The organism is Desulfobacterales bacterium, from assembly GCA_030066985.1.
In the GTDB taxonomy this organism is placed as follows: domain Bacteria; phylum Desulfobacterota; class Desulfobacteria; order Desulfobacterales; family JAHEIW01; genus JAHEIW01.
Genome location: JASJAN010000019.1, coordinates 47,864 through 63,295, shown reverse-complemented (window position 1 = coordinate 63,295; position 15,432 = coordinate 47,864). Strand labels below are relative to the sequence as shown.

The 15,432-nt window shown below is 48.5% G+C and carries 12 protein-coding genes; 9 read left to right on the top strand and 3 right to left on the bottom strand.

Annotated elements, in window-relative coordinates; genetic code table 11:
• The first annotated feature begins 7 nt into the window (after window positions 1-7).
• From QNJ26_10835 to QNJ26_10820, 4 genes are all read left to right on the top strand, one after another.
• Window positions 8-1,063, top strand: a complete 1,056-nt coding sequence (locus QNJ26_10835) for an RNA polymerase factor sigma-32 (protein ID MDJ0986030.1) — start codon at window positions 8-10, stop codon at window positions 1,061-1,063.
• A gap of 58 nt (window positions 1,064-1,121) precedes the next feature.
• Window positions 1,122-2,834 (top strand): tetratricopeptide repeat protein, encoded by a 1,713-nt coding sequence (locus QNJ26_10830; protein MDJ0986029.1) that lies wholly within the window; start codon window positions 1,122-1,124, stop codon window positions 2,832-2,834.
• A gap of 5 nt (window positions 2,835-2,839) precedes the next feature.
• Window positions 2,840-3,622: a hypothetical protein gene (locus QNJ26_10825; protein MDJ0986028.1), complete on the top strand. Its 783-nt coding sequence runs from the start codon at window positions 2,840-2,842 to the stop codon at window positions 3,620-3,622.
• A 149-nt stretch (window positions 3,623-3,771) separates the two neighbouring features.
• Window positions 3,772-5,034: a CinA family nicotinamide mononucleotide deamidase-related protein gene (locus QNJ26_10820; protein ID MDJ0986027.1), complete on the top strand. Its 1,263-nt coding sequence runs from the start codon at window positions 3,772-3,774 to the stop codon at window positions 5,032-5,034.
• 55 nt (window positions 5,035-5,089) lie between these two features.
• Here QNJ26_10820 and QNJ26_10815 read toward each other — a convergent pair whose 3' ends face one another.
• Window positions 5,090-5,950: a heterodisulfide reductase-related iron-sulfur binding cluster gene (locus QNJ26_10815; protein MDJ0986026.1), complete on the bottom strand. Its 861-nt coding sequence runs from the start codon at window positions 5,948-5,950 to the stop codon at window positions 5,090-5,092.
• 17 nt (window positions 5,951-5,967) lie between these two features.
• Window positions 5,968-6,546: a 4Fe-4S dicluster domain-containing protein gene (locus tag QNJ26_10810; GenBank protein ID MDJ0986025.1), complete on the bottom strand. Its 579-nt coding sequence runs from the start codon at window positions 6,544-6,546 to the stop codon at window positions 5,968-5,970.
• A 293-nt stretch (window positions 6,547-6,839) separates the two neighbouring features.
• On the opposite strand from QNJ26_10810, the gene QNJ26_10805 reads away from it, so the two are divergent.
• On the top strand, window positions 6,840-8,009 hold the full coding sequence (locus tag QNJ26_10805; protein ID MDJ0986024.1) for an amidohydrolase family protein: 1,170 nt from the start codon (window positions 6,840-6,842) through the stop codon (window positions 8,007-8,009).
• A 31-nt stretch (window positions 8,010-8,040) separates the two neighbouring features.
• Here QNJ26_10805 and QNJ26_10800 read toward each other — a convergent pair whose 3' ends face one another.
• Entirely contained in the window at window positions 8,041-8,775 is a 735-nt protein-coding gene (locus QNJ26_10800) for an alpha/beta hydrolase (protein MDJ0986023.1), read from the bottom strand.
• 141 nt (window positions 8,776-8,916) lie between these two features.
• Here QNJ26_10800 and rlmD point away from each other — a divergent pair, with 141 nt between their 5' ends.
• The 4 genes from rlmD to QNJ26_10780 all read left to right on the top strand — a co-directional run bounded on the left by rlmD (window position 8,917) and on the right by QNJ26_10780 (window position 15,210).
• On the top strand, window positions 8,917-10,311 hold the full coding sequence (gene rlmD / locus QNJ26_10795) for a 23S rRNA (uracil(1939)-C(5))-methyltransferase RlmD (protein ID MDJ0986022.1): 1,395 nt from the start codon (window positions 8,917-8,919) through the stop codon (window positions 10,309-10,311).
• A 171-nt stretch (window positions 10,312-10,482) separates the two neighbouring features.
• A complete protein-coding gene (locus tag QNJ26_10790) occupies window positions 10,483-11,883 on the top strand; it encodes a bifunctional class I SAM-dependent methyltransferase/glycosyltransferase family 2 protein (protein MDJ0986021.1) in 1,401 nt (466 codons plus the stop codon).
• Window positions 11,884-12,003: 120 nt separating this feature from the next.
• Entirely contained in the window at window positions 12,004-12,846 is an 843-nt protein-coding gene (locus QNJ26_10785) for an FkbM family methyltransferase (GenBank protein MDJ0986020.1), read from the top strand.
• Between the two features lie 63 nt (window positions 12,847-12,909).
• Window positions 12,910-15,210, top strand: a complete 2,301-nt coding sequence (locus QNJ26_10780; GenBank protein ID MDJ0986019.1) for a tetratricopeptide repeat protein — start codon at window positions 12,910-12,912, stop codon at window positions 15,208-15,210.
• Window positions 15,211-15,432: the final 222 nt, after the last annotated feature.

Here is a 15,432-nt window from a genome sequence, read left to right as displayed (position 1 = left end):
GTCGCCAGTGGCCGCCAAGAAAAAAGCACCTACCGTAAAACGCGCTGCGCGCGCAACAACTAAAACGGCCAAATCTGCCAAGGCAAAATCCCGTAAAGGCAAGGCGGTCGCAGCTAAAAAGCCGCCCAAAAGCGCAAAAGCGCTAAAATCCGCTGCTGCCAAAAGAAAGCCGGCTGCCAAGACCTCGGAAAAAGCGCTGGTTAAATTTGATCCGTTGCAACGGTATTTGACCGAAATCAGCACCTATAAATTACTGACGCGAGAAGAAGAACGTGAGTTGGGCATTCGCGTGCGGGAAAAGGGCGATAAAGATGCCGCTTATCGACTGGTGACTTCTAATTTGAGGCTGGTCGTAAAAATTGCGCTGGAATTCCAGCGGGTGTGGATGCAGAACTTGCTGGACTTGATTCAGGAAGGCAATATTGGGCTCATGCAGGCCGTCAAAAAGTTTGATCCCTACAAAAATGTCAAGTTTTCCTATTATGCCTCTTTTTGGATAAAGGCATATATTCTCAAGTTTATCATGGATAACTGGCGACTGGTTAAAATTGGTACCACTCAAGGGCAGCGCAAACTCTTTTTTAAGCTAAAAAAAGAAAAGCAAAAGCTAATTGACGAGGGTTTTGAGCCCAAACCCAAACTCCTTTCAGAAAGGCTGGGTGTCTCAGAACGCGAGATTATCGACATGGATCAGCGTTTGGATGGCTGGGATGTTTCGCTGGATGCGCCGCTCAAAGAAGACTCTGACACTGAAAGAATTGAATTTGTGAGCACGAATGCCGAATCGATTGAGGATCAAGTATCAAAAAAGGAGATTGAAGTTCTGCTGCACAACAAAATTGCGGAGTTCCGGAAAAAAATGACACCGCGGGAGCTTGAGATCTTTGATCTGCGGATCTTTTCAGACAATCCGGTGACATTACAAGAGATCGGAGATCGCTATGGGATCTCACGTGAGCGGGTTCGCCAGGTCGAGAAAAACATCATCAAAAAAATGAGGGAATTTTTCAAGCGCGAAATTCCTGACTTTGCATCTTACACCGAGGGCAGCAGATCCGATTAACAGGGCCCGATTAAATTTCCATCACGTTTATATACATTGCAGATAGGATAAACGTCACATGAAGTTGTTACGAATAGCAGTGACCATACAGTTGGTGGTCGTTTTTTTTATTTGGGGCTGCACATCGACATCCAGCTCCCAAACATCATCATTGTTTCGTTTTACAACAGAGGATCAAACTGGGAATCAGTATTATTACTTTACCGAAGCCCAGATCCAGCGAAAAAAAGGCAATTTAGCAAATGCCATCGAGCTGCTTAAACAGGCCATTGAACTGGACCCGGACTCTCTATACCTCAAACGTGAGTTGGCAACGGTTTATTTGCAGAATAAAGACGATGCCAATGCCCTTCTTATTCTGGAAGATATTCTCAAGGATCACCCTGATGACATCCGCTCTTTGATTCTTTACGGTGGCATCAATCAGGTGCGCAAAAACAATCAGGCGGCCATCGATGCCTATGAGCGCGTGATCGCGGCAGATCCGAAGCAGGAAAAAGTCTATCAACTGCTGGGGGGGTTGTACCTGGAAGCCAAGAACTATGATCAGGCCACACGTGTTTTCACTCAAATGATAGAACACTTTCCTGGTAATTATACCGGTTATTTGTATTTAGGAAAAATCTATGCCCAGCAGGGCAAACGCGCTGAAGCCGAGAAACAATTCAAGCGAACGCTGGAAATCGAACCTGATCTTATGGAGCCGCGTTACGAGCTGCTGGCGCTTTACAAAGAAGAAAAGAACGAACAAAAAATACTCAGCCTGTATCAGGATATTTTACAAAACAATCCGAATAACATACGGGCCGCTATGGAGCTAGGGTATTACTACCATAAGAAAGGCAAGACGGCGCAGGCCGAAAAAATTTTTAAAAAACTGGGGCAGCGCAGCACGACTGAATTTGAAGTCATCATTAAATTGATTCAGCTTTATATTGATCCTAAAAAATATGATGAAGGGCTTGTCATCATCAATGGAATGCTCAAAGCCGTTCCGGACAGCTCGGAAATAAATCATATTGCCGGTATCGCCTATTACGGGAAAAAAGATAATCCCGGCGCTTTGATACATTTTAAACGTGTAAAACCAGATTCTCGATTCTACGAAGATGCCGTCATACATGCATCCTATATCCTGTCTGAAAACAATCAAAATGAAGAGGCCATTGCGCTGTTATCCAAAGCGGTTGAGCATGAACCCGAGAATGCCGAATTCAAATATTATCTGGGCACCTTTTATGAAGATGCAGAAAAATATGTTCAAGCAGAGGAATTTATAAAGCAGGCCATCGAATCTGATCCGGATAATCCCCGCTATTATTTTCGCCTGGGGGTGGTTTACGATAAGTGGGGCAAAAAGGAAGCCTCGATGGCAGCCATGCGTAAAGTGATCGAGCTGGACCCCAAGCATGCCAATGCGCTCAACTATCTTGGCTATACCTATGCTGATCTGGGAAAAAATCTGGATGAAGCCGAGCGCTTGATCAAAGAGGCGCTTAAATACAAACCCAATGACGGATATATTACCGACAGCCTGGGGTGGGTATACTATAAAAAAGGCGAATATGAGAAAGCATTGCAATATCTTCAAAAGGCGGTGGAAATCGTACCGGATGACCCGATAATGCTGGAGCATCTCGGTGATGCCTATCTAAAACTCAATGACAAGACCAACGCGCTAAAGTACTATAAAAAATCGCTGGAGCACAAAGAAGAAGATAAAGAAATGCTCGAGCAAAAAATTCGTGACATTTCCAGCAACGGGCCATAGCCGGTATGACGTGTTATCGCATCATTTCCGCTTTAATCCTCACCTGTGCTATGGTCAGCTGTGCCGCCATCAGACCCGCCAAAGACGTGACGGTCACACCCGCCGAACGCAGCGGCCAAGTCCGCGATCTGCTTGACGCGCTCAGAGCCCAAAATGAGACCCTGGTCAATTTCAAGGGTGTTGGCAACATTACCATCAGTCAAAATGGGCGCCTTCAGTTTGACCAGCGGGTCGCATGGATCGGCGAAAAACCGGTCAAGTTCAGCATTGCGGTACTGATTTCCGGTTACCCGGCTGTCAAATTGGCTGCAGACGGCCAGTGGCTCTATTATCTGGAAGTTCAGGGGCAGGATACCCTGTTTAGGAAACTGGCGGCCAATGACCCTGACCTCAAAAGACTCATTTCCATCCCCATATCCGTTAGTGATATCATCTCGCTTTTAAGCGGACGGATTCCGCTGGCAGAATTTGATGCCGTTACCTTTGTGCAGGACCCATCCCAGCAGGGACCGATCCTAATTTTGACCGACAATTGGTGGGGGGTTCGGCAAAAAATTGCCTATGATGCAAGCCTGTCACTGGTGCAGCAGGTGGATGTCTTCCACCGATCCGGCAGCTTGAAATATCGCGCCGAAATCGATGGCACCCAACAGATTGACGGCTTCACGGTGCCGCGCCGTTTAAGGCTGTCCAACAATGACGGAATCGATTTTCAACTCGATATCCATCGCTATTGGGTCAATGTCGACGTTGCGCCGTCGGTGTTTGTTTTGACGCCCCCCGATTAAAAGTTATCTCAAAAATGCATCTACTGCTGTTGGTTATGCCCGTTGCCCGTTGGCCCGTATACCGGTTCGAAGACTTCAGCCGTTCGTCTTTTTTAACGGGCCAAACCGGCTAAACCGGCAACCGGCAAACCTGACGAAGGAAAAAAGAAATGAATGCTGAAATAGTGGCCACCGGTGAAGAGATTCGTACAGGCGCCCTCATTGACAGCAATTCAGCCCATATTGCGGCCCGACTGGAAGAAAATGGTGTTGCGGTTACCCGGCACACCTGTGTGGGCGATAACCTTGATACGTTAATTGCTGTATTGAGCGAGATCGGCAGTCGTGCGGAGCTGGCCATTGTGACCGGCGGGTTAGGCCCAACGGCAGATGATTTGACAGCCGAGGCTGCTGCTAAAGCAGCCGGGGTAAAGCTTGATTTAAATCCATCTGCACTGCAATCTGTTGACAATTTTTTTAAAGCGCGTCAGCGGGAAGTGAATCCCGCCAGTCGTAAACAGGCTTTTTTGCCGACGGGCGCAGAATGTATCCAGAACCCAGTGGGCACCGCACCCGGATTTGCTTTGAAAATCGGCCGATGCCAATTCTTTTTTTTGCCCGGTGTGCCGGCTGAGATGCAACGCATGCTTGCCGATACAGTTCTGGCACAAGTTAAAAAGCACTTGGGCAATAACCGCATTTACTACCGGACCCAAACGCTGTCCACCTTTGGGTTGACTGAATCCCGGACTTTTGAACGACTCAGCGGGTTTGCAAAGGCCTTTCCACGAATTTCGCTTGGGCTGCAGGTGCAATTTCCCTGCATTCTCGTGAAGCTGTATGCCAAAGGCACCACCGAAGACCAATTGACTCAAGAATTGACGGCTGCGGCTGACTGGGTGGTTGATCAAATGGGACCTAAAGTAATTTCGCAACAGGGGAAGACCATCGAAATGATGGTCGGAGATCTGCTGAAAGAAAAGCAGGCAACACTGGCTCTGGCCGAAAGTTGCAGCGGCGGTTTGATCGCCGATTGGATAACGAACGTATCCGGCAGCTCTGACTATTTTGTTTTTTCAGGCGTCACTTATTCGAATGCGGCCAAAATCAATGTTTTAAGTGTATCCGCTGATACGTTAAAGCGACACGGCGCTGTGCATGTTGAAACCGCTATTGAAATGGCCCGTGGCGCGCGTGATATAAGCGGGGCTACTTACGGTTTGTCCACCAGCGGCATTGCCGGCCCCACAGGCGGCACCAAAGAAAAGCCTGTCGGCACGGTGTGCATCGGGCTGGCTTCACCGGAAGGCACGGTCGGGCATCAATTTCATTTTTGGTTTGGCAGGCGCACCCTGCATAAACAGATTTTTTCGACAGCTGCTTTGGAGGTGCTGCGTCGGGAGTTGATGGGCCTGAATCCGCCAAATTTTTAATCGGGAGTCCTGGATGAAGGCGGGATGCCGCTATTTTTAATTTGAAACGCTCAATTTAGAACAGGTTGAGTGCCCTGAGCAACGGCTTAGGATCCACCAGGTGCCGCGAAAACCAGCTTTTGTATTCGCTTCTGCCAATGCCCAGGGCCAAGGAAATAATCTCTGAAAAGTGAAGCACCGGCAGCTTTCGTTTGAGAGAACAGCGCACTTCCAGATTCATATGGCACATGGCACAGGCAGTCACAATACAATCAGCTTTGGCATCGATGGCCCCCTGGATGATTTCATTGACCATGGGCTCGACCACTTCCGGGCGGGCAACGGTCAAGAAGGTGCCGCAGCAGCGGGAGGAAAATGACCATTTTTCAGCCTGAGCGCCCAGATTGGATAGGATTTTTTCCATCAAGCCATAATAGTTTTTCTCGTGGCGCATGATCGGCGGCCGCGCCAGCATGCAACCGTAGTAGGACACAAATTTAATCCCCTCAAGCCTGCGAATCCCTTCTCGGGAGTATTTTTGCAAATCAATTTGATCCAGAAATTCAAAAAAGTGCATGATTTGCAGCTTGGCTTCAAAGGGCTTGCCCCACATTTTCTGATAATGGTGTCGAGCGGGTGCTTCTTGCGTAAGATGCAAGTAAGCGCTGCGCAGGCGCAAAAGGCAGCTGGGGCAGGCCACCAAGAGAGGGCGGTCCACAGGTGCCAATGAAAAATTACGGCTGGCCAGATCAAAGGCCAGTTCGCTGTCGATGCTGTGGGCCGAAGAGCTGCCACAGCAATTCCAGTCTTCAAGCTCGATGAGGTTATACCCCAGATGCTCAAAAAGATAGATCAAAGAGGCATTGTTTTCCTGGGATGTTGTTTTTAAAGAACAGCCCGGATAGAACGTCAAATCAATAAGGTTCTTTTTTTCCATAGGGTTTTGGCTTTGCCTTAGGTCGTTGATTTTTGTTCAAAAAGCCTTCTGATGTCCGCCATATTTTTGCTTTTGGACGGCAGCAGCTCAAGTTTGCGCTTGGCAAACATCTTGATGCCCACAGACATGTCGCTGAACCAGTCGTGTTTTTTTAACTTATAGCGCATCATCACTTCCAGCTTATGGGTGCGGCCGTGGCGCTGGATGGATTGCAGGACGGCCTGATGGAAATGCAGGATATTGGGTTCGGCAACGACCACCTCCTCTGCCATCGCCATCTGACGCAGGGCATCATTGACAGCCGGGATATCAATGCAGTTAGGGCATTGAATCGAGCACGTATTGCATCCCACACAGATCCAGATACCTGAACTTTGCAGTGCTTCCATTCGCAGACCCAGCTGGACCAGTCGAATGACACGGTTGGGCGGATAATCCATAGCCCGCACAAAAGGGCATCCGCCGGCACAGGTTTGACAGTGCCAGCACTGGTTTATATCCACACCCGATCGGCTAATGACTTCGCGCACAAAGGTGGGTTCTGTTTGATTTAATTTGACAACTGATGCAGCATGGGCCTTGGGTTTGGGCTTCATACATCTCCTTTGGTATCTTGACGGGTGGATCGATGGGATACATGTTCAATGGTTGAATTGGGGCGTTAGACATCAATTGGCGAGCGCTTAGCGGTCATCAAGAAGATGTTGTTTGACGATATAATTTACAGCTCCCGAATTGCAAAGTTCATTTCAACATTGGATGCGTATCGATTCTCGTCTGTATTTTTCAGGGCCTATATCCGACCAATTTAGTATGAAATAGATACTACATTGTATTAGCGCCTGTCAAGGGGGCAAGCAGCGTGTCTGATTAAACGGTCATCTTGCATGTGGGTTGGTTGATAGACGGCAGCGGCACACCGGCTCAACCAGCTATGCGGATTCGTTTGCAAAATGGTATACTCCGATCAATCCGCAAATCGACTGAGGCCGGGCCGGATTCGGTAAAACCCGGTCAATCACTGCTGGATCCTGACGCTTGTACGCTCATGCCCGCTCTTATTGATTCTCATGTGCATCTGGCGCTGCCGGAAATTGCCCGACAAGACCCAACAGATATCGATACCTCCGGCGAATCCCATCGAATTTTCAGGCAAGTTAAATACGAGTTAAATCAGTATGTTGCCAGAGGGATTATGGCTGTGCGCGATGGCGGGGATGCGCAAAAGAGCGTGCTGCGCTGCAGGAATCATCAAGATATCAAAGGGCTTCCGATTCAATTAAAGTTGGCTGGCATGGCCTGGAACAAGCCCGGCCGCTACGGTCAGCTTATTGGTCGGGCATTAGCGCCGCAGCAGAATCTGGCCGACATCATCCTTGCGGCACCTGGCGAAGGCGATCACATTAAAATCGTAAATTCCGGCTTAAACAGCTTAACCGTCTATCATAAAGAAACCACACCACAGTTTAATCTGGCTGAAATGACGGCTGCCGTGAAGGCAGCGCGGCAGCGCGGTTTTAAAACTATGGTGCACGCCAACGGGAAAAGGGCGGTTAAAGTAGCGCTGAATGCGGGTTGCGACTCCATTGAACATGGGTATTTCATGGGCACGGAGAATCTGCGGCAAATGGCCGATAGCCGCACGACATGGGTGCCGACGGCTTACACCATGCAAGCCCTTAAAGATCAGATGGTCCTACACGGACAGGCGGTGGATGTGGTCCAGCAAAATTTAGATCACCAAATTCGCCAGATTCAATTTGCTCATGAACGGGGCGTTCGTATCGCCCTGGGAACCGATGCCGGCAGCGCTGGGGTACCACATGCACAGGCGCTTATCAATGAGATGCGGTTATTTAAGGATGCCGGGCTTCCCATCGAAAAGGTGGTTGCATGTGCCACCCGAAATGGCGCGCGCCTAATGGGTTTGCCCGGGGCAGGTCAGATCAAAAGAGACCTGCCAGCGAATTTTGTTGCGGTCAAAGGCGACCCATTGCAATTGCCGCATAGCCTGGAAAAAATAATGTTGTATTATTTTGACGCAAATCAAATAATTTGAAGTGCTTAGGTTGGATGTCTTATATAAAGCTTTATAAGCTTTGCGGCTTTAGGTAGGATTGAAACCAAATGGTTGCTGCATTTATAAACCGTTGCTGATCAGGCGGGTGGCTCATGCGATGATCGCTACGGGCAAACACGTGCAGCTTTTTAGGCTCGCTGACGCGGTCGTAAATCTGGCGAGCATGGGACAACGGAACAATATCGTCTGCATCGCCATGTAAAATAAGTATATTTTGCAGACCGACAATTTGATCTGAGAGGTCAAACGGCTGCTTTTCAAACGGGGCGGGCGAACCGCTGTCGGGAGGTGTTGTCTGCGAGACCAGATCGGTGCTGCGCAGCGGAGCTGCCCAGGTGACCACCGCAAGCGGAGACAGTTTACGGGCAACTGCCAGGCAAACACTGCCGCCCATGCTGCTGCCGAAAAGTCCGATCTGATTCCCCAGATCACTTCTGGATGTTAGCATTTTAGCTGCGGCCTTCAGATCGGCACAGCGCGCTTGCAGCGATGTGACCTTTTCAAAGGGGGCTTTGCTGTCACCGCAACCCCGGTGATCAAAGCGAAAATAGGCCATATGCAGTTGATTGCAGCGCTGCGCCAGGGCAATTTGCTTGGGTGAATCTTTATCGCTAAAAAGCCCGTGGGAGCCAAGAATGACCGGAGGGGAGGGGGCCGACGGCAGATGCAAATAACCGTTTAGTTGAAATTCTTGCGATGAAAATTGAATTTCTTTAATAGATGCCGTATGCTCTGAAGGGCTCATGAGTAATCGTATAATGTGGCACTACATGATTAGTAAAAATCAGAATTAAAAATTATTACAGTAAAATAAATATAAATCCATAAATAAGAAAGTTAAATATTTAATCTCTGGGTTTGCAATCATCACCAGTTCATAATTCAAATGAAAATAAAAAAAGGACAAACACTTGAAGTTGACATCAGCGGCATTGCCTATGGCGGCAAAGGACTGGTGCGCATTGATGGACTGACTGTCTTTGTGGACCAGGCCGTTCCCGGCGATCGGGTTTCCATTCGCATTGTGCGCAAGAGAAAAAACCATGCTGAAGCGCGTGTGCTTGAACTGTTGACGGCCTCTGCCAATCGCATCCCACCGCCTTGTGTATACAGCGGTTTTTGCGGCGGGTGCAAGTGGCAATTTTTAGATTACAACATTCAATTGGAATACAAGCGACAGCACGTTTGCGAGTCTCTTGAACATATCGGGCAAATTAAAGATGTGCCCGTTCATGCCACGATGTCATCACCCCTAAAATTTGGGTATCGCAACAAGATGGAGTTTACCTGTACAGATCGTCGCTGGTTGACACCCATTGAGATGCAGCAGGAGGGCATTGAAAAAGATTTTGGCATCGGCCTGCATGTGCCCGGAACGTTTTTTAAAGTATTTGATACCAAAAAATGCCTGTTGCAGCCCGACTTGGGCAATCACCTGCTCGCTGATGTGCGACAATACATGCTGGATTCCGGTCTGCCGGCCTATGGCCTGCGCAGCCATGAAGGCTTCTGGCGCTTTTTGATGCTGCGCCATTCGGTGGCCCTGGATCGCTGGATGGTCAATATCGTTACTGCCTCGGATAATTTGCCGGCAGTGCAACCGCTCGCAGATGCGCTCATGCATGAATATCCCCAGGTCAGCACGGTGATCCAAAATGTGACCTCCCGCAAAGCGGGTGTGACCACCGGGGAATTTGAGCGCACCCTGGCCGGTGGTTCAACCCTCAGCGATACGATCGGTTCCTTTGCATTTGAGATATCCGCCAATTCATTTTTTCAAACCAACACACGCGGTGCTGCAAAGCTGTATGATACGGTCAAACGCTATGCCCAGCTAACAGGGTCAGAGACGGTTGTCGATCTCTACAGCGGCACCGGTACCATACCAATTTTGCTATCCGAGGCGGCCCGGGAGGTGATTGGTTTGGAGATTGGCCCCAGTGCCATTGCCGATGCGCATAGAAACTGTCGTATCAATCAAATCGATAACTGCCGTTTTGTTGCCGGTGACATCCGCAACACTTTGCCGGCCCTGGAACAACGACCGCAGGTTTTGATCATTGATCCGCCCCGGGCCGGGATGCACAAAGATGTTGTCAAACAGGTGCTGGCGCTATTGCCCGAGCGTATTGTGTACGTGTCCTGCAATCCGTCAACGCTCGCCCGTGATCTGAATCTGCTGCAGGAAACCTATCGGGTCAAGGAAGTTCAGCCGGTGGATTTGTTTCCGCACACCTACCACATCGAGTCTGTTGCAAGGCTCGAAAAGGCAACACCCTGAAGAATTGTCTCCTGGTTAAACAGGATCTTATTTGACTCTTCATTCCGGCGTGCTACAATTCACATACCGGCATCTTCTATAAAAATTAAACTTATTTGGTTGATTGGACTCACTTAACAGATGAATCGGCAGGATACGGTTGACCTAAAAATACGTTATCAGAAAGCGCGAATGATCCACTGGGATAGGGTATCACCCAGAAAGCTGCGACCCAAACGGGCGGGTGCATTCTATCATCAACTCATGCAGCATTATTATCGATTTTTCGTTCCGCCGGACTTGAATGTACTGGAATTGGGCTGCGGTCACGGGGATCTGCTGGCATGCCTCAAGCCGAGTCTTGGCGTGGGCGTTGATTTTTCACAAGAGATGTTGGGGGTTGCCGCTAAAAAGCATCCGGAGCTTGTCTTTGTGCAGGCGGATGCCCATGACATCGCCTTTACAGATAAATTCGATGTTATAATCCTCTCTGATCTGGTCAATGATCTTTGGGATGTGCAGCGGGTGTTGGAAGGCTTGCGCAATTTGACGCATGCCGGAACCCGGGTATTCCTAAATTTCTATAACAATTTGTGGCGCCTGCCGCTGTCGGCGGTAAAATGGCTGGGACTCGGGTTTGAGGTTCTGGAACAAAATTGGTTTGCCCCCCAGGACATACACAATCTTATGAAATTATCCGGTTTTGAGGTGCTGCAAAACCGCCCGATGATCTTGTTGCCGCTGCAAATTCCGTTTATATCGTCATTTTTCAACCGCTATCTGGCGCATATTGTGCCATTTCACTGGCTTGTTTTAACCAATATCGTTATCGCACGACCAGATCCTGCCAGGGACAAATACCCGCAAAACAAAACACCTTCGGTATCGGTGATTGTACCGGCCCGCAATGAGGCCGGTAATATCGAACAGATCATGCAGCGGGTACCTGAACTGGGCGGGGGCACAGAAGTCGTTTTTGTCGAAGGCCATTCCACTGACAATACCACTGAAACCATCGAAGAAATGATGACGCATTTTCCGGACAGAAAGTGCCAATTTTTTCAGCAGACCGGTAAGGGCAAAGGGGATGCGGTCCGGCTGGGATTTGAAGCCGCCAAAGGCGACATTCTCATGATTTTAGATGCTGATTTAACGGTGCCGCCCGAAGACCTGTCGCGTTTTTATAATGCCATTGTCGGCGGCAGAGGTGAGTTCATCAATGGTGTGCGCCTGGTTTACCCGCTCGAGGATCAATCCATGCGGTTTTTTAATATCCTCGGCAACAAGTTTTTCAGTCTGGCCTTTTCCTGGCTGCTGGGACAGCCGATTAAAGACACGCTTTGCGGCACCAAAGTTTTGTGGAAACGGGATTATGAAACCATAGCTGCCAATCGTGATTATTTTGGCACCTTTGACCCCTTTGGCGATTTTGATCTGCTGTTTGGAGCGGCCAAGCTGAACTTCAAGATTGCGGAAATTCCGATCCGTTATCGCTCCCGAACTTACGGTACGACAAACATTGATCGCTGGCGGCACGGTTGGATGCTCATAAAAATGGTGTTATTTGCCGCCAGGCGGATCAAATTTATCTAGCGGCGGCTGTCGGCATTTTGGCTGCCACCGGGGGAATCAATTCTTTGATCATAAAATGAGCACACGTTAAATGGTAAAATGATGGCTGAACTTAAAACACCGCTCATGATGAAAATACCAATGACCCGAATCAAATTGGGTCTTGCCCGGATATTGCATTTTGCTTGTCAGTCACTTTTGGGGCAGAATAAGCGTATCGTAAAAAGAAAGGGTGTGTTTTATGAAGTTGATCTAAGCGAAGGGATCGATCTTTCTCTGTTCATATTTGGCAATTTCCAAAATTATGTTACCGGTAACCAATATTTTTCACTACCGGCAGACGCGGTCATTGTGGATGTCGGTGCCAATATCGGCAGTATGGCATTCGCCTATGCCGCCTTGGCACCGAAAGGTCATGTGTATGCCTTTGAACCCACGGAATATGGCTATGCCAAGTTTTTGAAAAATATGTCGTTAAATCCCCAATTGGCTTTTCGAATAACACCGATCAAGCGCTTCTTAGCCGATCATAGCAGACACAAGCATGATTTGACTGCCTACGCAAGCTGGAAGGTCGATGGAAGCGCCGCTCATGCGCATCCTTTACATGGCGGCACTATCAAACCGGCCGATTCGGTTCCGGCGATTACGTTAGATCATTTTTGCCGAGAAAACGGCATCCAAAGAGTCGATTTGATTAAAATCGACACAGACGGTCATGAGTACAAAGTGCTCAAAGGCGCGTTTGATACCATCGAACAATACCGTCCCCATGTTGTTTTTGAAATCGGTCGATACGTATTAGAGGAACAGCAGCTTGAATTTGAGCAATTTTACCATTTCTTCCAAAATTTCGAATACAGCTTGTTAAATGCCAAAAATGGTACCCGGATAACCCTGAAAAATTTCACCCGTCAAATTCCGCTGAGAGCGACCACCGATATAATGGCCATCCCACCTGAATCCTTTAAAAATTTGAGGTAGTTTGTCATTGGTGGTATAATTGTAGGATCCTTCAAACCTGTCACAACAGCTTTTCCCAACCACATGAATCTTAAAATTTTACAGAATAAAAAGGTAACCGTCTGTCTCATACTGGTGGCCATTACACTGCTCGCCTACTGGCCGGTGCACCATCATGAGTTTATCAATTTCGATGATGATCTGTATATTACGGGCAACCAAAAGGTCAAAGCCGGTTTGACAGCAGACGGATTAATCTGGGCATTTGATTTCAATGGTAAAAGCTACTGGCATCCACTCACCTGGCTTTCGCATATGCTGGACGTTGAGCTATTCGGGCTTAACGCCGCCGCCCACCATCTGACCAACCTATGGATTCACCTGGTTAATGCGTTGTTGCTTTTTGGGGTCCTTTATCGTGCCACCGGGCGTCTATATCGATGTGCGTTTATCGCAGCCCTGTTTGCCGTGCATCCGCTCAACGTTGACTCGGTTGCCTGGATGGCGGAGCGCAAGAATTTGTTGAGCACCTTTTTTTGGGTGTTAACGATGTTGTTGTATATGTGCTATGCCGAACGCCCCACGGTTAAGCGATATGGATTGATGCTGCTTGCTTTTGCCTGCGGCTTGATGACCAAACCCATGTTGGTCACTTTGCCGTTTGTGCTTTTACTGCTGGACTATTGGCCGTTGAAGCGTTTAGACGATAAACATGGGTGGCAACATTCAGCCATCTGGCAAGATACGGTATTTATTCCGGCACGACAGAGCGGTGGTTTAAGATTGATCGTGGAGAAACTGCCTTTGCTGATGCTTTCCGGCGCATCGATCTGGGTGTCGATTTTATCAACACAAGATATTGACATGATGGTGGCAACGGATACGGTACCGTTGATATTGCGTATCGGCAACGCCCTGGTGTCATATCTCAGCTATCTGTCCAAAATATTTTGGCCCCATAACCTGGCAATTTTTTATCCTTTCCCCAAAACCTTGCCGCTGTGGCTGGTGGTTGGATCAGGTGTCCTACTGTTCGTTATAACGACGCTCTTTTTACTCAGGTCAAATCGTAAACCGTATCTGGCAACTGGTTGGTTATGGTATTTGGGCACTTTGGTTCCGGTGATTGGGATCGTTCAAGCAGGCGTGTGGCCTGCCATGGCAGATCGATGGGTGTATATACCGATGATCGGTATCTTGATCATCATGGTCTGGGCACCAGCGGAGATGATCACAAAATGGCGCCCCAAAATGCAGGTTCTGGTGACCGTATTGGGCGTTTCGGCTGTGGTCTGTTGTGTTTTTTTGGTGCGCGGGCAGCTGCAGCATTGGCAAAACAGCCGACTCCTTTTTAAACATGCGCTGGACGTTACGGGGGGAAGTGACATTGCCCACAATAATTTAGGTAGTGCCTTGTTATGGGAAGGTGACTTCAAAGCTGCCCTGCACCATTTCAAAGCCGCATTGAAGTTAAATCCCCTTATGACAAAAGTACACAATAACATCGGGCAAACGCTCGTGAACCTGGGCCGGGTCAACGAGGCTGTTGATCGCTACCGTGTGTCTCTCAAGCTAAACCCTTTAGAGGCTGAAACGCATAATGGTCTGGCGGTCGCGCTGCTTGAACAAGGACACATCAAAGAAGCCCTTCACCATCTTCATACTGCCGTGCGTCTTGAACCGAACTATGGCGACGTCTATGTCAATCTCGGTGCAGTTTATCGCCAACAGGGAAAAATAAAAATGGCCGTCCGATACTACCTACAGGCGTTGCGGTTGAATCCATATTTGCCGGAAGCCCACAATAATTTGGGGCTTTTGCTGATGATCGAAGGCAAATTAAAAGCAGCCGCAGCTTATTTTCACAAAGCACTGGAGATTAACCCCGATTTCGACGCTGCACGCGAAAATCTGAAGAAGCTGCAAACTGCCCAAACCGCTTACCGGCAAAGGCTGGCACAACTTAACGGTAAAATTAAGCGCAATCCCGATAATGCTGATCTTTACTTGCAACTCGGAGATCTTTACAAGGACCAGGGCGCCTTAAATCAGGCTTTGGAGAACTATCAAAAAGCGTTCATAATACGCCCCAAATCCCGGCCGGTCATGAAAAAATTAGCCATCGGCCAGGCCATGACCGGAAATTATGATCAGGCGGTTGAATTGTTTCGGAAAATGATCGGGCAGCAACCCAATGATACGGAGCCCTATATCTATATTGCCGGTATATATGCCCGTCAAAATAAGGCCGCTGAATCCATTGAATGGCTTAAAAGAGCGATCGCCAGAGGTTACCATGACTGGGATCGGTTGCAGGGGGATAGCAATTTTGACAATATCAGGGAAAACGCAGCTTTCAAAGCGCTTGTCTTGCCAAAATCTTAATCGTTGGCGGTTTAACCATATACCCCTGAACCCCGTAATACATGTAACCTTTCGTTTTCATTTGGTTCAATAATCATTAGGAAACATAGTTCTTGTATGATTGAACGATGTTGCCCCTTTGTGACATCCTTTCTCTTCAAGCGGCGCAAGGAAGCCGGCGACCGTGAGGCGCCGGGGGGTTGTTCCAGCCTTTCCATACTTCCTTGCGCTTTTGTCTTTATC